Below are 18,137 nucleotides of genomic sequence, written 5' to 3' on the forward strand. Positions count from 1 at the left end.
AGACTAAATGAAACGCAAGTCCCTGTTTGCATTCTCGGCTGTCGCGATCGTCGCGGCAGCGGCCCTCGTGCCGGTCCTGTGGCCCGGCAACGATACGCTGCACGGCAACGCCGCCGTCGCGGCCACGCCCGCCGATCAGGCCGCGCTCATCAAGAAGGGCGAATACCTCGCGCGCGTCGGCGACTGTATCGCATGCCACACCGTGCGCGGCGGCAAGCCGTTCGCAGGCGGCCTGCCGATGGCCACGCCGTTCGGCACGATGTACACGCCGAACATCACACCGGACGACAAGAACGGCATCGGCAAGTGGACGTCGGACGATTTCTACCGCGCGATGCACACCGGCCGCTCGAAGGACGGCAGCCTGCTCTATCCGGGCTTCCCGTTCGCGAGCTACACGAAGGTCACGCGCGCCGATTCGGACGCGATCTACGCGTATCTGCGCTCGGTCGCGCCGGTGGCCGTGCCGAGCCGTCCGCACGAGCTGAAGTTCCCGTTCAACAACCGCAATCTGCTGATCGGCTGGCGCACGCTGTTCTTCAAGGAAGGCGAGTACAAGCCGGATCCGACGAAATCGGTCGAATGGAACCGCGGTGCGTATCTCGTCGAGGGCCTCGGCCATTGCTCGATGTGCCACACGTCGATCAACATGATGGGCGGCCCGGTCTCGTCGTCGGCGTTCGCGGGCGGCCTGATCCCGCTGCAGAACTGGTATGCGCCGTCGCTGACGAACGACAAGGAACTCGGCCTCGGCGACTGGCACGTCCAGGAACTGTCCGATCTGCTGCAAGCAGGCGTGTCCAACAAGGGCGCCGTGTTCGGCCCGATGGCGGACGTCGTGCACAACAGCCTGCAGTACATGACGGACGAGGACACCCGCGCGATGTCGACTTACCTGAAGTCGATCCCGCAAAAGGCCGAGGCGCCGAAGAACATGCAGTACGAGCCGTCGAAGCAGTTCGGCAACGAGCTGCTCGCGCAAGGCAAGAAGATCTACGCGGACAACTGCGCGACCTGCCATGGCGCGAACGGCGAAGGCAAGCCGACCGCGTATCCGCCGCTCGCGCAGAACCGTTCTATCATGATGGAATCGGCCGTCAATCCGATCCGCATGGTACTCAACGGCGGCTATCCGCCGAGCACGTTCAAGAATCCCCGTCCATACGGCATGCCGCCGTTCGCGCAGTCGCTGTCGAACCAGGAAGTCGCGGCTGTCGTCACGTATATCCGGATGTCCTGGGGCAACAACGGTTCGCCGGTTTCGCCGCAACAAGTGAGCGACCTGCGTTCCGCGCCGCTGGATTAAGCGGAGTTTGACGCAAACGGGGCGCGGCAGCGGGAAACCGCGGCCGCGCCCTTTGTTTTTTCGGCGACGTCCGCCTTTTCGCGCGGGCCGTGCGGAGACGCCGCCCTTCCAATAATCAAGAGTCTTTATGTCTTTCGCCTCTCTCGGCCTGGCCGAACCGCTCGTGCGGGCTGTCAACGAACTGGGCTATACGCAGCCCACACCGATCCAAGCCCAAGCCATTCCCGCCGTGCTCGGCGGCGGCGACCTGCTCGCCGGCGCGCAGACCGGCACCGGCAAGACCGCCGGCTTCACGCTGCCGATCCTGCAACGCCTGCACGCGTTCTACACCGATAACCGCAGCGCGCAGCGCGCGGTGCGCGCGCTGATCCTGACGCCGACGCGCGAGCTTGCCGCACAAGTCGAGGAAAGCGTGCGCGCGTACAGCAAGTACCTGCGGCTGCGCTCGACCGTGATGTTCGGCGGCGTCAGCATCAATCCGCAAATCGATGCGCTCAAACGCGGCGTCGACATCGTCGTCGCGACGCCAGGGCGTCTGCTCGATCATATGCAGCAAAAAACGATCGACGTGTCCAAGCTCGACATCCTCGTGCTCGACGAAGCCGACCGGATGCTCGACATGGGTTTTATCCACGATATCAAGCGCGTACTCGCGAAGCTGCCGGCAAAACGCCAGAACCTGCTGTTCTCGGCGACGTTTTCCGACGAGATCAAGTCGCTCGCGGACAACCTGCTCGATTCCCCCGCGCTGATCGAGGTCGCGCGGCGCAATACGACGGCGGAGACGGTCGCGCAGAAGATCCATCCGGTCGATCGCGACCGCAAGCGCGAACTTCTCACGCACCTGATCCGCGAGCACAACTGGTTCCAGGTGCTCGTGTTCACGCGCACCAAGCACGGCGCGAACCGGCTCGCCGAACAATTGACGAAGGACGGCATCAGCGCGATGGCGATCCACGGCAACAAGAGCCAATCGGCGCGCACGCGCGCGCTTGCCGAATTCAAGAGCAATACGCTGCAGGTGCTCGTGGCGACCGATATCGCCGCGCGCGGGATCGACATCGATCAACTGCCGCACGTCGTCAATTTCGACCTGCCGAACGTGCCCGAGGACTACGTGCACCGCATCGGCCGCACGGGCCGCGCCGGCGCGAACGGCGAGGCGGTGTCACTCGTATGTGTCGACGAGAAGCAATTGCTGCGCGACATCGAGCGGCTCATCAAGCGCGAAATTCCGCAGCAGGTGATTGCGGGCTTCGAGCCCGATCCAAACGCAAAGCCGGAGCCGATTCAGCGGCGCGGGCAACGGGGCGGCGGCCGGGAAGGCGCGGCAGGCGACGGCAATCGCGCACCGCGCGCCGCGCGCGAGCCGAAGCCGGCTGGCTCTCAGAGCACCGCGCGGCGCGACGGCAATACGCAACCGAAGCAGCCGAAATCTGCGCAACCCAAGTCGGCGAAACCCCAGCCGCCGGCGCGCAACGGCGGCGGCAACGGCCGTCCGTCCGGCGGCAACAACGCGCCCGCGAATCGCGACCGTCCTGCGCGCCGAAGCCAGCGCGCACGCTGATCGGCCATGCCGATGCCGAACGACCGCGCCGAGCAGCCGCGTAATCGCGCGATAGCTCGGCGCGGCGCAACGCACGAAACCGGCGCAACGCGCCATTGCGGCAGCACCCGCTCGGCAAGCGCTTGTTCGCACACATTGCCGGGCGCTTCACGCTTCATCGCCGCGCTTCAACCGCCGCGCTTCAATTGCTCGATTTGCCGCGCCCAGCGGGCCAGCACATCGGGGGCGTCGGCGGCAAGTTCGAACGTGATGCCCGAAACCACGCGCGCATAGCCGACGCGCTGCGCTTCGCCGCCCATGAGCGTCGCGGCGAAGCGCGCGAGGCCATCGACGGTCGAGTCGATCGAGTCGATACGCAATTGCGCTTGATGGAACGCGTGACCGGCGACGAATGTGAGCGTCGCGGCGCGGTATGCAACGAGCGCACGCGCGGTGCGCGAATCCGGCCATAGCGAAAAGCGCAGCGTATGCGCGTCGGGCGCATAAAGCTCGCCCGCGCTCAGCAGCGTCGTGCGCGGCTGCGGCGGGTCGACGCCGCGATCGACGACCACAAGCGCAGCCGTCCAGCCCGCCTTGCTCGCGAGCGCTTCGCCGTCGAGCAGCGCGAGCGCGGCGGCTGGCCACGCGTCATAGGCGGCACGCTCGAACGCGCGCCTGTCCGGATCGGTCATCGATGCTTTTCCTGCGACACGGTTCTGCGCGCCTATCCTGCGCGCGATCAAATCAACGAAAGAACACGTGTTGCGTGAGTTTCGCGAGCGGATAGTGAACGCTCGGCTGGATCTTCGCGGGCAAATCGAGCGGCTTGAGCAGCATCTTCACGCACATGTCGGCGGACAGATTACGCCGCACCAGCGCGCTCACGCGCGCCGTGAGCGCGCGGCAATGGGCGGAATCGCTCGCGCGATCCGGATAGCGAACCGCGAATACGTGCCGCAACGCAATTTCCGAATCCTCGTTGCGGATCTCCAGCACACGCCGCGTCAATGCGCCGAGCACCGCGAGCCGGCCGTTGCCCTCGATCTTGTTGTACTTCTTGAAATAGCGGAAGAAGTGCTTGTAGTGGCGCACTTCGTCGGTGCGGATGTTATCGGTGATTTCCTTGAGCACGGGCTCGTCCGAGCATTCGTTGATCGCGCGATACAACGTCGCGGTGCCCGTCTCGACGACGCAGCGCGCGACCATCTCGAGCGCACGCGTCTTCTCGAACGCCTCGAGCGAGCAGGTTTTCGAATACTCGTCGAAGAAATTCGCAAACGCCAGATCCCAGTCGAACTCCGGCCACACGTAGGCGATATAAGCCTTCAGCGCACGGCCGTGCTGCAGCTCCTCGCACTCCCATTCATGGTTGAGCCATGCGGACACTTCGGGATCGTCGTCGAAAAACTGGCTTAGGTTGCTCGTGTACAGATCGGAGCCGCTTTCGATGAACGAAGCAGCGCACAGCAACAGCAACAAATCCTCGTTCGCTACCGCGCGTTGACGGTCGATACGCGTCAGGTCGATGTCTTCGATGCGCCAAGGCATCTCGTGCGTGGTGTCAGCCAACATGTTTCGCGCTCCCAAGCACCGCCCGCGTCCATCATGAAAGCCACGCTGCGCGCGGCTTCCCGCCGGAGGCGGCGCGTTGCAATCGGTTGTTCGGCATATCCAGCCATCTTAGCCGGATTTTTTCGATCGTGTCTTGAAGCAATGACCGCGACCGGCAGCGTCGGTTCGATTATCACGCAATATTAGAATCCGTTATCCGATGTGAGGAATTCGAAAGGCTCGGGATAAATCCGCGCGCCATTTCGTTTCGTGTGCCCCCATACCGGCGGCGAATGCCAGCGGGTGCCGGCGGGCGCGATACGGGCGGATGAACCGCACGGGCAACGCCGCCGCATGCGTCGGCGCCGCGCGCAAAACGGCCCGGGCGGTCGGATTACACTTGGCGCGGCCGGGCTTATTCCGCCAGAACCGATGTGCTTGACTAGTTGGCGCCCTCAGTACCCCGCCGCCAAGCCGTCGCGCCGGCTGTCGCTCGCCGCGACATAGCCGCGCTCCGGTTCGTCGCAATCGAGCCGCCAGATGAACTGGCCGGAACCGAAGTCCATATAAGGATCATCGACCGACTGGATCGTGTGGCCGCGGGCCGCCAGTTCGGCCGCGACGGCCGGCTCGAAGGTCGCTTCGACGTCGAGCGTGAACGTGCGGCTCACCTTCCAGCGCGGCGCGTCGCACGCGGCCTGCGGCTGCTGGCCATAGCCGAGCATGCGCACGATCGTCTGCAGATGGCCTTGCGGCTGCATGTCGCCGCCCATCACGCCGAAACTCATCACCGCCTCGCGCACGCCGTCGGCCTCGCGCGTGACGAACGCGGGAATGATCGTGTGAAACGGCCGCTTGCCGCCCGCCACGACGTTCGGCGAAGCCGGGTCCATCGAAAAGCCCACGCCGCGGTTCTGCAACGCAATGCCCGTGCCCGGCACGACGAGCCCCGAGCCGAAGCCCATGTAGTTCGACTGGATGAAGCTCACCATCATTCCGCGCTCGTCCGCCGCCGACAGATAGACCGTGCCGCCCGCGCGCGGCATCCCGAACCGGAAGTGCGTCGCGCGCTTCATGTCGATCAGTTTCGCGCGCGCGTCCAGGTACGCGTCGTCGAGCATCTGCGCGGGCGTGACCGTCATCGCGCGCGGATCGGCAACATAGCGGTAGAGGTCGGCGAACGCGAGCTTCATCGCCTCGATCTGCACGTGCTGCGCATCGGCGGAATCGAGCGGCAGGCTCGCGAGATCGAAGCGCTCGGCAATGCCGAGCGCGATCAGCGCGGCGATCCCCTGCCCGTTCGGCGGAATTTCATGCACCGTGTAGCCGAGGTAATCGCGGCCAATCGGCTCGACCCATTCGGGCCGGTACGCGCGCAGATCGGCGGCCGTCAGCGCGCCGCCGCCTTCGCGGAAGAATGCGGCGATCGTCTCGGCGATTTCGCCTTCGTAGAACGCGCGCGCGCCCTCGGCGGCAAGGGTGCGCAGCGTTTTCGCGTGCCCCGGCAGGCGCACGAGTTCGCTCACGTCAGGAGCGCGCCCGCGCGGCATGAAGGTTTCGGCAAAGCCCGGCTGCCCCGCGAGTTCGGGCACCGCCGCTGCCCATTTATGCGCGACGATCGCCGCGACCGCATGCCCTCGCTCGGCGAGTTCGATCGCCGGCTCGAGCAGATCGGCAAACGGCAATGAGCCGAACTTCGCGGACAACGCCTCCCAGCCGGCGATCACGCCGGGCACCGTGACGGTGTCCCAGCCGCGCGTCGGCTGTCGCGCGAGGCCGTTGCCCGCTTCGCCGTGCCGCTGGCGGAAATAGTCGATGCTCCAGCCCGCGGGCGCCACACCCGATGCATTGAGCCCGGTGAGCTTCACACCGTCCCAGACGAGCGCGAACGCGTCGCCGCCAAGCCCGCACGACACCGGTTCGACGACCGTCAGCACGGCCGCCGCCGCAAGCGCCGCGTCAACCGCGTTGCCGCCCTTCCACAACATTCTGAGCCCTGCCTGTGCGGCCAGCGGATGCGATGTCGATACGATGTTGCGCGCGAACACGGGCATACGCGTCGTCGGGTACGGATTGCGCCACACGAAAGGCGTCGCGCCGGCGAACGGCGTCTCGAGCCGCCGTTCGCCGGCGCGGCCGGCATCGCCGGCTTCGCGAAGATGGGCCGCAGACGGCGTGTTCGGAGAAGAACTCATGATGGGCACCCGGATGGCGAAGCGGAATCGGTCATTGCATCGCGAACGCAGCGTTCCAACAAATTCATTTGTCACATAAATCCATGCGCAAATAGCATGAATACGCGCAAACACGCCTTACAATGCGGGGACACCGCCCGCCCACCGATCAATCGAGCCGAATCGGACACCGAAACAGCCTATGACACGAGACCCCCGCCTCACCCTGAACGCGCGCCAGCAGGAACTGCTCGAATGGGTGCAGCGCGACGGCTTCGTTACCGTCGACGATCTTGCCGCACATTTCAACGTCACGCCGCAAACCATCCGCCGCGACGTCAACTGGCTCGCCGATCTGAACCTGCTGCGCCGCTACCACGGCGGCGCGAGCCTGCCGACCAGTTCGGAAAACGTGTCGTACACCGCGCGTCAGCGGATGTTTCACGACGAGAAACGCCGGATCGCGGCGCTCGCCGCATCGCACATCCCGGATCAGGCTTCGCTCTTCATCAATCTCGGCACGACGACCGAGGAGGTCGCACGGGCGCTGAACCGCCACCGCGGCCTGCGCGTGATCACGAACAATCTGAACGTCGCGAGCATGATGAGCGGCTACCCCGAATGCGAGGTGCTGATCACGGGCGGCATCGTGCGGCCGTGGGACAAAGGCATCGTCGGCGAACTCGCGATCGATTTCATCCGCCAGTTCAAGGTCGATTACGCGATCATCGGCACCTCGGCGATCGAAACCGACGGCACGTTGCGCGATTTCGACACGCGGGAGGTCCGGGTGGCCGAGGCGATCATCGAGCACGCCCGCACCGTCTATCTGGTCACCGATCATTCGAAATTCGGCCGCCCCGCGCTCGTGCGCCAAGGGCACCTGAATCAGATCCACGTCCTTTTCACCGACAAGCAGCCGCCCGACGAAATGACCGAGACCATCACCCAAGCGGGCACGCAGGTCTACGTCGCCGACTGACCGCCCAGGTGCCGCACGCTGCTGCGCCGCACCCTGAACTTCAAGTGAAATCAAGGAATTGCCGCGCCTGCCAAGCCATTTGCCAGTTCACCTGATGTCAATCAAAAAATTATTGGGGCGCGATTTGTAGATGCCCGCCGGCTTGACTAAACTCCAATTCCCCGGCGCGGTTGCACGCGTGACGTGCAACCGGGGCGATGCCGATCGCATCACGGCCGGGCAGCGGCTTTCCCCCCAACGCCTTCCCTTGCTGGGTAACTCGGCCGGGTTCGTGCGCCGGCCATTTCGACAGTATGGTTGTCTTGGAGAGAACGATGCTAAGTCCGCATGAATTCGCCACGCTGTTGCTTGTGAAGGATGCCCCCGATCAAGCCGACATGGACCGCGACGAACTCGACGCGCTGCTTGAACGGCAACTCGTAAAGCTGGAATCGCTCGGCTCCGGCAAAAAATACTGCGTGACCGAAAGCGGCGATGCCGCGCTGCGTTCGATCAAGCTGCGCTATTCATGATGCGCCGTGCACGGCGCATCCCGCGTGCGCCGGCGCGCCTTTCCTTCATCCGCGCTGCATCAGCCGCCGCGTAACGTCGGATCGACTGCCGCGCGCCAGCTTAGCGCACGCGCACGCGCTTCGTTCAAATAATTGACCCAGCGGCCGCGCTCGGCCGGGTCATGGCTCGACGCCTGCGCCGCATACTGCCGCGAAAGTTCGTTTTCGAACGCGCAAAATCGCTCGTCGGTCAGCTTGCCGTGACGCTTGGCCACCCACGCATCGGACAACGCCGAATAGACGGCGCCCGCATCGTCGCCGTAATCGCGCGCGTCGCCGCAGGTGTGTTGCAGTTCGGCCAGCGACGCCCCGCCCCACGCCCCGGACAGGAAGCCGCCACCCGCGCATCCGGCCATGCACGCCAACGCGCCGGCCGCAATCAGGGTCCGCATGTGTCACCTCGCTAGACAATGTCCCGCCAGTATCGTCGGTTAGCCCACACTGCGCCACTGATCCGCCAAGGCGAACTTTACTTTTTCGAATTCGATCGCTAAAGTTCGATTTCGAACATTTCGAGTTCGGTTATTTTGTATTACGAAAAGATAGGACAGAGGGTGACACAACAGCATCGCTATGACCTGCTCGTCGTCGGTGGAGGAGTCAACGGCGCGGGCATCGCGCGCGACGCGGCCGGCCGCGGCCTGTCCGTGCTCGTTTGCGAGCAGGACGACCTCGCATCGCATACGTCGTCGTCGAGCACGAAGCTGATCCACGGCGGCCTGCGCTATCTCGAATACAAGGAATTCGGGCTCGTGCGCAAGGCGCTCCAGGAACGCGAGACGCTCTTGCGCGCGGCGCCGCACATCATCGGGCCACTGCGCTTCGTGATGCCGCACATGCCGAACCTGCGCCCGGCGTGGCTGATCCGCATCGGCCTGTTTCTCTACGATCATCTCGCCAAGCGCGAGCTGCTGCCTGGCTCGCGCGGCATCACCATGAGCCGCCACCCGGCGGGCGCGCCGCTCGTCGACACGATCAAGCGCGGCTTCGTCTATTCCGACGGCTGGGTCGACGACGCGCGGCTCGTCGTGCTGAACGCGCTCGATGCGAAAGAGCGCGGCGCCGAAATCCTCACCCGCACGAAGCTCGTATCGGCCGAGCGCCGCGACGACGAATGGCTCGCGCAGCTGCAACGCGCCGACGGCTCGACGCTCGCCGTGCGCGCGCGCGCGATCGCGAATGCGGCGGGCCCGTGGGTCGGCGACGTGCTGCACGGCGCGCTCGCGCGCGGCGCGCATCATAGCGTGCGGCTCGTCAAGGGCAGCCACATCGTCACGCGCCGGCTGTTCGATCACGACCACGCATACATTTTCCAGAACCCGGACAAGCGGATCATCTTCGCGATTCCATACGAACGCGATTTCACGTTGATCGGCACGACCGACGTCGCGTATCAAAGCGATCCGGCGTGCGTCGCGATCGACCGCGACGAAACGCAATATCTTTGCGAGTCGATCAATCGCTATTTCAAGCGTAAGATCTCGCCCGCCGACGTCTGCTGGACATATTCCGGCGTGCGTCCGCTGCTCGAGGACGAAAACTCGGACAACCCGTCGGCCGTCACGCGCGACTATCGCCTCGAGATGGACGATGGCCGAGGCGCGCCGTTGCTGTCCGTTTTCGGCGGCAAGATCACGACGTTTCGCAAGCTCGCCGAGGAGGCGACCGATCTGCTGTGCAACGTGCTCGGCTCGCCGCAGCGCGCCTGGACGGCCGGCGTGCCGCTGCCGGGCGGCGACATCGCCGAGGCGCGCTTTGCGCCGTTCGCCGATGGCTTCGCGAAACGCTACCCGTGGCTGCCGGCCGCGCTCGCGCGCCGCTATGCGCGTGCCTACGGCACGCGCGCCGAGCGCGTGATCGGTCAAGCGAAGTCGCTTGCCGAACTCGGCGCCGAGTTCGCACCGGGGCTCTACGAAGCGGAATTGCGTTATCTGCGCGACGTCGAATGGGCGCGCTGCGCGGATGACGTGCTGTGGCGGCGCTCGAAGCTCGGCCTGCATGTCACGCCGGGCACGCTCGACACCGTGACGGCGGCGCTCGACGCCTGGTTCGGCGGCGCGCGCGCGGCGGCGGGCGTCGCGCGCTGACGCGCGCCCGGCGGTAACCGGCAGATCGGCTGGCCAATCTGCAACGCAACGCATGCGCCGCATTTGCGGCGCTAATCACAACTACGGATGGAGATGAGACAAATGCAGGATCAGTACATCCTCGCGCTCGACCAAGGCACGACCAGCTCCCGCGCCATGCTGTTCGATCGACAAGGCAACATCGTGTCGATCGCGCAAAAGGAATTCGCGCAGATCTACCCGCAGCCGGGCTGGGTCGAGCACGATCCGCAGGAAATCTGGTCGACGCAGGCGGGCGTCGCAGCGGAAGCCGTCACGCGGGTCGGCCTGAACGGCACGGCGATCGCCGCGATCGGCATCACCAACCAGCGCGAGACGACCATCGTCTGGGATCGCGACACGGGCCTGCCGGTCTATAACGCGATCGTCTGGCAGGATCGCCGCACCGCCGATTTCTGCGACCACTTGAAGGCGCAGGGCTTGAGCGAAAAGGTGCGGGCGAAAACCGGTTTGCCGATCGACGCGTACTTCTCGGCGACCAAGATCCGCTGGATTCTCGACAACGTCGACGGTGCGCGCGAGAAGGCGCGCCAGGGCAAGCTCGCGTTCGGCACGGTCGACAGCTGGCTCGTGTGGAACTTCACCAAGCACGAACTGCACGTGACCGACGTGACGAACGCGTCGCGCACGATGCTCTTCAACATCCACACGCTCGACTGGGACGACGAACTGCTCACCGCGCTCGATATCCCGCGCAGCATGCTGCCGCAGGTGAAGGCGTCGTCCGAGATCTACGGACACACGAAGACCACGGTGTTCGCGTCGAAACTGCCGCTCGCCGGCATCGCGGGCGACCAGCAAGCGGCGCTCTTCGGCCAGATGTGCACGACGTCCGGCATGGTGAAGAACACCTACGGCACCGGCTGCTTCCTGATGATGAACACCGGCGACAAGCCGATCGAGTCGAAGAACAATCTCGTCACGACGATCGCCTGGCAAGTGGGCGGCAAGACTGCATACGCGCTCGAAGGCAGCATCTTCATCGCGGGCGCGGTCGTCCAGTGGCTGCGCGACGGCCTCGGCATCATCAAGAGCGCCTCGGAGATCGAAGCGCTCGCAAACAGCGTCGCGCATACCGACGGCGTCTATCTGGTGCCCGCTTTCGCCGGCCTCGGCGCGCCGCACTGGAACGCGCGCGCGCGCGGCTCGCTGTTCGGCGTCACGCGCGGCACGACCTCCGCGCATCTGGCGCGCGCGGCGCTCGATTCGATCGCCTACCAGTCGCTCGACGTGCTGAAGGCGATGGAAGCCGATTCGGGCATCCGGATCGGCGAGCTGCGCGTCGACGGCGGGGCGAGCGCGAACAACCTGCTGATGCAGTTCCAGGCCGATCTGCTCGGCGTGGACGTGGTACGTCCGCGCATCACCGAAACGACCGCGCTCGGCGCCGCCTATCTCGCGGGCCTCGCCATCGGCTACTGGGGCAGCATCGACGAAGTGCGCAGCCAATGGCAGCTCGAGCACCGCTTCGCGCCGGCGATGCCAAGCGCGCAGGTCGACACCTGCCTCGCGGGCTGGCAGCGCGCCGTGCGCGCGGCCAAGGCGTGGGCGGACGACACGCACTGAGCCGGCTCGATCCGATCCGGCTGAGCCGGCTGCATGCCGGCATCCATCACGAAAACGCATCACAACAAGCAGGCGGGCCGCGCGATACGAGCCGCGAGCCCGCCGCAACGGTAGAGAGACAATCATGTCACCATACATCGCAGAATTCATCGGCACGGCTTTGCTCGTGCTGCTCGGCAACGGCGCGGTCGCCAACGTGCTGCTTGCGAACACCAAAGGCAAAGGCGCCGACCTCATCGTCATCGTGATGGGCTGGGCGATGGCGGTGTTCGTCGCGGTCTACGTGACCGCGTCGTTCTCCGGCGCGCACCTGAATCCGATCGTCACGATCAGCCTCGCGCTCGCGGGCAAGTTCGCTTGGTCGAAGGTGGCCGGCTATGTCGTATCGCAAATGCTGGGCGGCATGGCGGGCGCGCTGCTCGTCTGGCTCGCGTATCGCCAGCACTTCGCGAAGGAAGCCGATCCCGACCTGAAGCTCGCCGTGTTCTGCACCGCGCCCGCGATCCGCAGCGTCGCGCACAACGTGCTGACCGAAGCGATCTGTACGTTCGTGCTGATTCTCGGCGTGTTGTATCTCGCATCGCCGCAAGTCGGCCTGGGTGCGCTCGACGCGCTGCCCGTCGGCCTTCTGGTGCTCGGTATCGGCATCTCGCTCGGCGGGCCGACGGGCTACGCGATGAGCCCCGCGCGCGACCTCTCGCCGCGCATCATGCACGCGCTGCTGCCGATTCCCGGCAAGCGCGACAGCGACTGGCGCTATGCGTGGATTCCGGTGATCGGCCCGCTCGTCGGCGGCGTGCTCGCGGCCAATCTCTATCTGTACCTGCACGCGACGCACTGAGCCAAGCAGCGCGCCTCGGTACGAAATATCGCCCCTTCGCGCGGCAACGCGCGAAGGGGTTTTTGTTGGAGCCGGCCTCGGCGGGCGCTTGAGTGGCGCTTGAGTGGCGCTTGCGTGGCGCTCGCCGGGCGCGGCGGACGAGCCTGCGGCAACAACGCGGCAGCGCCGGTTACCAGCACACGCCGCCCGGCCTGCTCGCCGCGACGGTTCGCGCCGATCGGCGCGCTCGGCGTCGCCGGCTGTTCGCCGCTCGCGCATCGAGCGGCGATGGTACACATTGCGCCCGCCACCGCGCGTCACCGGTTCGAATGCGATGGCAGCGCGGCTCGGCCGCTTGAGCCGTTACGCAAAGCAAAGGGGCAAACGCGCGACGGGTACGCTGCATGGATGGCGATAACCGCCAAGGCACCGCGACGGCCATCGCCGCCATCACACCGCTGCGGCGCCGCACGCTTACGCTCGCGCATCGAGCGTGCGCCGCGCCAAAGCACGTATCATGACGCTTCGTTGCATTCCTCATTCCGTTTCCCCATGCTTGACCATCTCATCTGCGATTGCGACGGCGTGCTCGTCGACAGTGAAGTGATCGCCGATCGCGTGCTGTTCGACACACTGTCCGCCACGTTCCCCGCGATCGATTTCGAGGCCGACGCAAAAGCCGCATTCGGCCAGCAAACGTCGCGCTTTCTAGCCGGCCTCGAAACACGCCACGGCATCGTGATGCCGGCGGATTTTCTCGAGACGATCGAGCGCAACATCGAAATCGCGCTCGCGCAACAGCTCAAGCCGATCAACGGCGTGCGCGATGCATTGGCGAAAATTCCCCTGCCCGCGGCCGTCGTGTCGAACAGCCGCCTCGAGCGGGTGCGGCGCTCGCTCGAACGCGCGTCGCTCACCGACGTATTCGGCGAGCGCATTTTCAGCGCGCAGCAAGTCGCGCGCCCCAAACCCTACCCGGATGTCTACCTGCATGCGGCCCAGGCGCTCGGCGTCGAGCCGGCGCGCTGCGTCGTGGTCGAGGACAGCGTGTCGGGGCTGAATGCGGCGCGCGCGGCCGGCATGAAGACGATCGCGTTCGTCGGCGCGAGCCACATCCCCGAAGGCTACGCGGATACGCTGCGCAACATGGGGATCGCGCGAATCATCGGTTCGATGGAGGAATTGCCCGCGCTCGTCGACGCGGGCATGCAAGGCAAGTTCGGCAACGCGCAGTCCTGAAATCGCGCGGCCGGCCGCGGCGCCTGCCGCGATGCATGCGGCAGACGCGCTACACCGGCTTACGCCGGGTCCGCGCAGTACGCGTCGTGCGCCTCTCGCGCTTCGCGCTCGCGCAGCGCAGCAAGGCGCGCGCGAAACGCCACCAATTCGGCGATCGTCAGCATCGGCAGCCCATGCCGCTCGGCAAAGCGTTCGACATCCGCGCCGCGCGTCATCGTGCCGTCCGGATTCATCAGCTCGCACAGCACGCCCGCCGGCTGCAGGCCCGCGAGAATCGCGAGATCGACGGTGCCTTCGGTGTGGCCGCGCCGCGCCAGCACGCCGCCGGGCGCCGCGCGCAGCGGGAACACGTGGCCGGGCCGCACGATATCGGACGGTTTCGCATCGTCGGCAATCGCCGCGCGGATCGTCGTCACGCGATCGGCCGCCGACACCCCCGTCGATACGCCGACGCGCGCCTCGATCGACACCGTGAACGCCGTGCCGTTCCTGCTCTCGTTCAATACCGCCATCGGCGGCAATTCGAGCGCGCGCACCTTCGCATCGGTCAGGCACAGGCACACGATGCCGCTGCATTCGCGAATGAGCAGCGCCATCGTTTCGGTGCTCAACCGCTCGGCGGCGACGATCAGATCAGCTTCGTTCTCGCGATCGTGATCATCCTGCAGCACGACCGCGCGCCCCGCTCGCAATGCGGCGAGCGCGGCAGCGATGCGCGGCGGCACCGGTTCGGTTTCGAGCAACGGAAGATCGGAAAATGCATCGGCGGGAGCCGACGACAAAGGCAACGGAAAAGACATGATGTGAAACGCTCCTCGCGGATAAAAATTGGGCGAAAAACGTTTCAGGGCTTTGCAAATAGACAGCGCGACGCCGCCGGCGCGGCACGCGGACAACACCGCGCCAGACGAGGCCGCGCACTGGACCATCTGCACATCTTCTTTCATCCGGACTGTGACCGTCGGCTCTGGCATCGGACCAGATCTGCTGACCCCGCGCATCATCGCGCGGGCGCTCGCGGGCTTGCCGGCACTAGGCCGGCCTACCGCCGGTGGGGAATTCCGCCCCGCCCTGAAGACGTATGAATGCCGGATCGACCGGCGGATGAAGCATACAACAGCGCGGAAATCGCCGCAGCGAGAACCCGCCAAAACCCTACTGAAGACACTGTCTAAACCGGCGCGCTTGCCGCGCCGGGCAAGCCGCTATGCCGGCACCTGCCAACGCGGCGGAATCTCCGCATTCACCGTGACGCGAAACGCGCGCGCCTCGGTATCGCCCGGGTTGCGCAGCGTATACGGCTGATCGGCGTCGAACACGATGGCGTCGCCCGTCGCGAGCAATTGGCGGCGATCATGCACGCTCAGCTCGAGCGTGCCTTCGCTGACGACGAGATTGATGCTCGTGCCCGGCGCGCGCGGCGTACCGGCCTCGGTATGCAGCGGCGAAATGCGCAACTCGTGGAATTCGGCAACGGCGGATTCGCCTTCCGGATAAAGCGCGCGCGCGGAGAAACGCCCATTCGAGCTGACGACGCGCACCGCGCGATCGGCGGCCAGATGCTCGAAGCCGTTGAGCGCATGCCGCCGCAGAAACGCGGCGACCGATACCTTCAGCGCCGCCGCGACCTTGCAGAGCACCTTGATCGACGGCACGCTGCGCGCCGATTCGATCTGCGCGAGCATCGCGCGCGACACGCCGGACAGCCGCGCGAGCGCATCGAGCGACAACTGGCGCTCAGCGCGCAAGCGGGCGAGATTCACGCCGACGAGCCGCTCGAGCGCGTCGAATTCATGCGAGGCCGCAGCCGACGCGGCGGCATCCGTGGAAGACACTTCGCGCACGAGCGCCAACGGAGAATGCATGACGTTACCTCCAAGGCCACAACCAGCCCAGAACTCAAGTGAGGCAAGACTAGCACCCGCGTCGCGCCGGTCAAACAAAGTTATCTTCACACTGTTATCAGGATTGCAGAGGACAGCGCGCCACCGTATGTCATCGCGCCGCTGCAGCCGCCCCGGCCGACGCTCGCGCATCGAGCCGCGCGGCGAGCGCCGTGACCGCGATCGCCGCGAGCGTGACCGCGGCCGCCACCCAGGGCAGCGCATCGAGCGCCAAGCCGTGCGTAAGCGCGACGCCGCCCAGCCACGCACCGCCCGCATTGCCCGCGTTGAACGCGCCGATATTGAGCGTCGACGCGAGATTCGGCGCATGCGCGGCCTTCTCGACGACGCGCATCTGCAATGGCGGCACCGTCGCGAACGCGGCGATCCCCCAAACGAACACAGTGACGGCGGCCGCGACGGGCAGATGGCTGGTTCTCGCGAACACCGCCATCACCGCCGCGAGCACGGCAAGGATCGCGATCAGCGAGCGCATCAACGCGCGATCCGCGAGCCTGCCGCCAATCATGTTGCCGATCGTGAGCCCGACGCCGAACAGCACGAGGATCAATGCGACCGAACGCGGCGCGAAACCCGTCACGTCCTCGAGAATCGGCGTGATATACGTGAACACGACGAACACGCCGCCGAAGCCGAGCACCGTCATCGCGAGCGCGAGCCATACCTGCGGCTCTTTCAGCACGCTCAGCTCGCGGCCGAACGCGACGCGCGCCGCATCGGGCTGCTTCGGCACGAGCGCGGCGATACCCGTGAGCGACGCGACGCCAAGCGCCGCGACGATCCAGAACGTCGTGCGCCAGCCGAGCGTCTGGCCGACGAAGGTGCCGAACGGCACGCCGAGCACGGTCGCGAGCGTGAGCCCGGTAAACATCAATGCGATCGCGCTCGCCCGCTTGGTCGGCGGCACCAGCGATGCGGCGACGACCGAGCCGATCCCGAAAAACGAGCCGTGCGCGAACGATGTGACCACGCGCGCGACCATCAGCATGGCGTAGCCGTGCGCGAGCGCGCACAGCACGTTGCCGACGATGAAGATCGCCATCAGCCATTGCAGCGCCGCCTTGCGCGGCATCCGGCTCGTAAGCACGGCAAGAAGCGGCGCCCCCGCCGCGACGCCGAGCGCATAGCCGCTCACGAGCAGGCCGGCGGCGGGCAGCGTCACCGCGAGGTCGCGCGCGACATCGGGCAGCAAGCCCATGATGACGAATTCGGTGGTGCCGATCGCGAAAGCGCTGATCGCGAGCGCGAGCAACGGTAAAGGCATGGAATTCTCCTGATCCAAGTTCTGATGCAAATCCTGACGGCAAGCGCGGCGTCACCGTTTATCCCGCACCGCAACGAGCGCGCATTGTCTCGAATCAGTGAATTTTTGATAATGGGCGTAGCATTTGAAGCATTTTCAAACGCCGTTGAAAAATCGCATGGACCGACTGGGAGATATCCGCTTGTTCGTCGAGGCTGCGGAACTGGGCAGCCTGTCGGCTGCGGGACGCAAGCTCAACTTGACGCCCGCCGCCGCGAGCGCGCGGCTTGCGAAGCTCGAGGCACAGGTGTCGACGCGCCTGTTCGAGCGCTCGACGCGCCGGCTGCGGCTCACCGACGAAGGGCGGCTCTATCTGAACTGCTGCCGCCAAGCGCTGCAAGCGCTCGACGACGCCGACGCGATGCTGCAGGAGGGCCGCCATGCCGTGAGCGGCAAGGTGCGGCTGTCGTCGACGTCGGATTTCGGCCGCCATCTGCTGCTCGACTGGCTCGACGCCTTCATCGTCCGCTATCCGGACGTGCGGTTTTCGCTCACGGCGTCCGATTCGTCGTCGAATCTGTGGCAGGACGAGATCGACCTCGCGATCCGCTTCGCGGCGCCGCCGGACGGCGCGCTCGTCGCGCGGCGCCTCGCGACGAACCGGCGCGTGCTGTGCGCGTCGCCCGCGTTCGTCGCGGCGCACGGCGCGCCGAAGGACCCGCACGATCTGGCGCGTTTTCCGTGCAACGTAATCACGATCGCGTCCGGGCCGATGAACGTGTGGCGCTTCACGCGCGGCGACGAAACGCAAACCTACACCGTGCCGCTCGATAACGCGCACGAGACGAACGACGGCGGCCTCACGCGCGAATGGACGATCCGCGGCTACGGGATCGCGCTGAAATCGATCTGGGATATCGCGGGCGACGTCCGCGCGGGCCGTCTACAAGTGCTGCTGCCCGACTGGCGGCACCACGATGCGCCGCTGCACGCGATCTATCACAGCAAGCGCTACATGCCGCCGCGCGTGCGCGTGCTGCTCGATTACCTCGTCGAGCGCTTCGCGCAGGAAGAAGCCGCGCTCGACGATTTATTGAACGCGTGCCGGTGACGCGGGCGGGCCAGCATA

16 protein-coding genes and 1 riboswitch are annotated in these 18,137 nt (G+C 66.0%); of the genes, 9 read left to right on the forward strand and 7 right to left on the reverse strand.

Annotated features, from left to right (window positions below; genetic code table 11):
* Positions 1–7 precede the first annotated feature (7 nt).
* Positions 8–1,306: a c-type cytochrome gene (locus AQ611_RS14980; RefSeq protein WP_059519625.1), complete on the forward strand. Its 1,299-nt coding sequence runs from the start codon at positions 8–10 to the stop codon at positions 1,304–1,306.
* 127 nt (positions 1,307–1,433) lie between these two features.
* Positions 1,434–2,873 carry a DEAD/DEAH box helicase gene (locus tag AQ611_RS14985; RefSeq protein ID WP_059519624.1) on the forward strand — a complete coding sequence of 480 codons (1,440 nt, stop codon included), beginning with the start codon at positions 1,434–1,436 and terminating at the stop codon, positions 2,871–2,873.
* A gap of 167 nt (positions 2,874–3,040) precedes the next feature.
* Here AQ611_RS14985 and AQ611_RS14990 read toward each other — a convergent pair whose 3' ends face one another.
* The 3 genes from AQ611_RS14990 to AQ611_RS15000 form a co-directional block, all read right to left on the reverse strand.
* Positions 3,041–3,544: a hypothetical protein gene (locus AQ611_RS14990; protein WP_069235335.1), complete on the reverse strand. Its 504-nt coding sequence runs from the start codon at positions 3,542–3,544 to the stop codon at positions 3,041–3,043.
* Between the two features lie 52 nt (positions 3,545–3,596).
* On the reverse strand, positions 3,597–4,424 hold the full coding sequence (locus tag AQ611_RS14995) for a ferritin-like domain-containing protein (protein ID WP_059519622.1): 828 nt from the start codon (positions 4,422–4,424) through the stop codon (positions 3,597–3,599).
* A gap of 434 nt (positions 4,425–4,858) precedes the next feature.
* Positions 4,859–6,457: a gamma-glutamyltransferase family protein gene (locus AQ611_RS15000; RefSeq protein WP_180978178.1), complete on the reverse strand. Its 1,599-nt coding sequence runs from the start codon at positions 6,455–6,457 to the stop codon at positions 4,859–4,861.
* Between the two features lie 322 nt (positions 6,458–6,779).
* On the opposite strand from AQ611_RS15000, the gene AQ611_RS15005 reads away from it, so the two are divergent.
* Together AQ611_RS15005 and AQ611_RS15010 are read left to right on the forward strand one after the other, a co-directional pair.
* Positions 6,780–7,559 (forward strand): DeoR/GlpR family DNA-binding transcription regulator, encoded by a 780-nt coding sequence (locus AQ611_RS15005; protein ID WP_069234954.1) that lies wholly within the window; start codon positions 6,780–6,782, stop codon positions 7,557–7,559.
* Positions 7,560–7,873: 314 nt separating this feature from the next.
* Positions 7,874–8,071 (forward strand): phage tail assembly chaperone, encoded by a 198-nt coding sequence (locus AQ611_RS15010; RefSeq protein ID WP_059519620.1) that lies wholly within the window; start codon positions 7,874–7,876, stop codon positions 8,069–8,071.
* A gap of 59 nt (positions 8,072–8,130) precedes the next feature.
* On the opposite strand, the gene AQ611_RS15015 is transcribed toward AQ611_RS15010, so the two are convergent.
* Positions 8,131–8,502 (reverse strand): hypothetical protein, encoded by a 372-nt coding sequence (locus tag AQ611_RS15015; RefSeq protein ID WP_059519619.1) that lies wholly within the window; start codon positions 8,500–8,502, stop codon positions 8,131–8,133.
* Between the two features lie 162 nt (positions 8,503–8,664).
* Here AQ611_RS15015 and glpD point away from each other — a divergent pair, with 162 nt between their 5' ends.
* The 4 genes from glpD (at position 8,665) to AQ611_RS15035 (ending at position 13,861) form a co-directional block, all read left to right on the forward strand.
* Positions 8,665–10,197, forward strand: a complete 1,533-nt coding sequence (gene glpD / locus AQ611_RS15020; RefSeq protein ID WP_069234955.1) for a glycerol-3-phosphate dehydrogenase — start codon at positions 8,665–8,667, stop codon at positions 10,195–10,197.
* 102 nt (positions 10,198–10,299) lie between these two features.
* Positions 10,300–11,802, forward strand: a complete 1,503-nt coding sequence (gene glpK, locus AQ611_RS15025) for a glycerol kinase GlpK (RefSeq protein ID WP_069234956.1) — start codon at positions 10,300–10,302, stop codon at positions 11,800–11,802.
* Positions 11,803–11,926: 124 nt separating this feature from the next.
* Positions 11,927–12,643, forward strand: a complete 717-nt coding sequence (locus AQ611_RS15030) for an MIP/aquaporin family protein (protein WP_059519617.1) — start codon at positions 11,927–11,929, stop codon at positions 12,641–12,643.
* Between the two features lie 531 nt (positions 12,644–13,174).
* The gene (locus tag AQ611_RS15035; protein WP_069235337.1) at positions 13,175–13,861 is read left to right on the forward strand and encodes an HAD family hydrolase; all 687 of its coding nucleotides are present in this window, start codon (positions 13,175–13,177) and stop codon (positions 13,859–13,861) included.
* Positions 13,862–13,920: 59 nt separating this feature from the next.
* On the opposite strand, the gene ribB is transcribed toward AQ611_RS15035, so the two are convergent.
* From ribB to AQ611_RS15050, 3 genes are all read right to left on the reverse strand, one after another.
* Positions 13,921–14,661 carry a 3,4-dihydroxy-2-butanone-4-phosphate synthase gene (gene ribB, locus AQ611_RS15040; RefSeq protein ID WP_069235338.1) on the reverse strand — a complete coding sequence of 247 codons (741 nt, stop codon included), beginning with the start codon at positions 14,659–14,661 and terminating at the stop codon, positions 13,921–13,923.
* Positions 14,662–14,792: 131 nt separating this feature from the next.
* A riboswitch (FMN riboswitch) is annotated at positions 14,793–14,944 on the reverse strand.
* A gap of 122 nt (positions 14,945–15,066) precedes the next feature.
* Positions 15,067–15,726 (reverse strand): helix-turn-helix domain-containing protein, encoded by a 660-nt coding sequence (locus AQ611_RS15045; RefSeq protein ID WP_059519616.1) that lies wholly within the window; start codon positions 15,724–15,726, stop codon positions 15,067–15,069.
* Positions 15,727–15,856: 130 nt separating this feature from the next.
* Positions 15,857–17,029, reverse strand: a complete 1,173-nt coding sequence (locus AQ611_RS15050) for an MFS transporter (RefSeq protein ID WP_069234957.1) — start codon at positions 17,027–17,029, stop codon at positions 15,857–15,859.
* 157 nt (positions 17,030–17,186) lie between these two features.
* Between AQ611_RS15050 and AQ611_RS15055 the strand changes: the two genes are divergently transcribed.
* Positions 17,187–18,119, forward strand: coding sequence for a LysR family transcriptional regulator (locus AQ611_RS15055; RefSeq protein ID WP_069235339.1), 933 nt, complete (start codon positions 17,187–17,189; stop codon positions 18,117–18,119).
* The last annotated feature ends 18 nt before the right edge of the window (positions 18,120–18,137 follow it).

The organism is Burkholderia singularis (assembly GCF_001718875.1).
Taxonomy (GTDB): Bacteria; Pseudomonadota; Gammaproteobacteria; order Burkholderiales; family Burkholderiaceae; genus Burkholderia; species Burkholderia singularis.

Bases quoted from the DNA above. Each gene is read 5' to 3' on its own strand.
- AQ611_RS15035 (WP_069235337.1), top strand. From the start codon at position 13,175: ATGCTTGACCATCTCATCTGCGATTGCGACGGCGTGCTCGTCGACAGT.
- ribB (WP_069235338.1), bottom strand. From the start codon at position 14,661: ATGTCTTTTCCGTTGCCTTTGTCGTCGGCTCCCGCCGATGCATTTTCC.
- AQ611_RS14990 (WP_069235335.1), bottom strand. From the start codon at position 3,544: ATGACCGATCCGGACAGGCGCGCGTTCGAGCGTGCCGCCTATGACGCG.
- AQ611_RS15045 (WP_059519616.1), bottom strand. From the start codon at position 15,726: ATGCATTCTCCGTTGGCGCTCGTGCGCGAAGTGTCTTCCACGGATGCC.
- AQ611_RS15050 (WP_069234957.1), bottom strand. From the start codon at position 17,029: ATGCCTTTACCGTTGCTCGCGCTCGCGATCAGCGCTTTCGCGATCGGC.
- AQ611_RS15010 (WP_059519620.1), top strand. From the start codon at position 7,874: ATGCTAAGTCCGCATGAATTCGCCACGCTGTTGCTTGTGAAGGATGCC.
- AQ611_RS15000 (WP_180978178.1), bottom strand. From the start codon at position 6,457: ATGCCCGTGTTCGCGCGCAACATCGTATCGACATCGCATCCGCTGGCC.
- AQ611_RS15030 (WP_059519617.1), top strand. From the start codon at position 11,927: ATGTCACCATACATCGCAGAATTCATCGGCACGGCTTTGCTCGTGCTG.
- AQ611_RS14995 (WP_059519622.1), bottom strand. From the start codon at position 4,424: ATGTTGGCTGACACCACGCACGAGATGCCTTGGCGCATCGAAGACATC.
- AQ611_RS15005 (WP_069234954.1), top strand. From the start codon at position 6,780: ATGACACGAGACCCCCGCCTCACCCTGAACGCGCGCCAGCAGGAACTG.
- AQ611_RS14980 (WP_059519625.1), top strand. From the start codon at position 8: ATGAAACGCAAGTCCCTGTTTGCATTCTCGGCTGTCGCGATCGTCGCG.
- AQ611_RS14985 (WP_059519624.1), top strand. From the start codon at position 1,434: ATGTCTTTCGCCTCTCTCGGCCTGGCCGAACCGCTCGTGCGGGCTGTC.
- glpK (WP_069234956.1), top strand. From the start codon at position 10,300: ATGCAGGATCAGTACATCCTCGCGCTCGACCAAGGCACGACCAGCTCC.
- AQ611_RS15015 (WP_059519619.1), bottom strand. From the start codon at position 8,502: ATGCGGACCCTGATTGCGGCCGGCGCGTTGGCGTGCATGGCCGGATGC.
- AQ611_RS15055 (WP_069235339.1), top strand. From the start codon at position 17,187: ATGGACCGACTGGGAGATATCCGCTTGTTCGTCGAGGCTGCGGAACTG.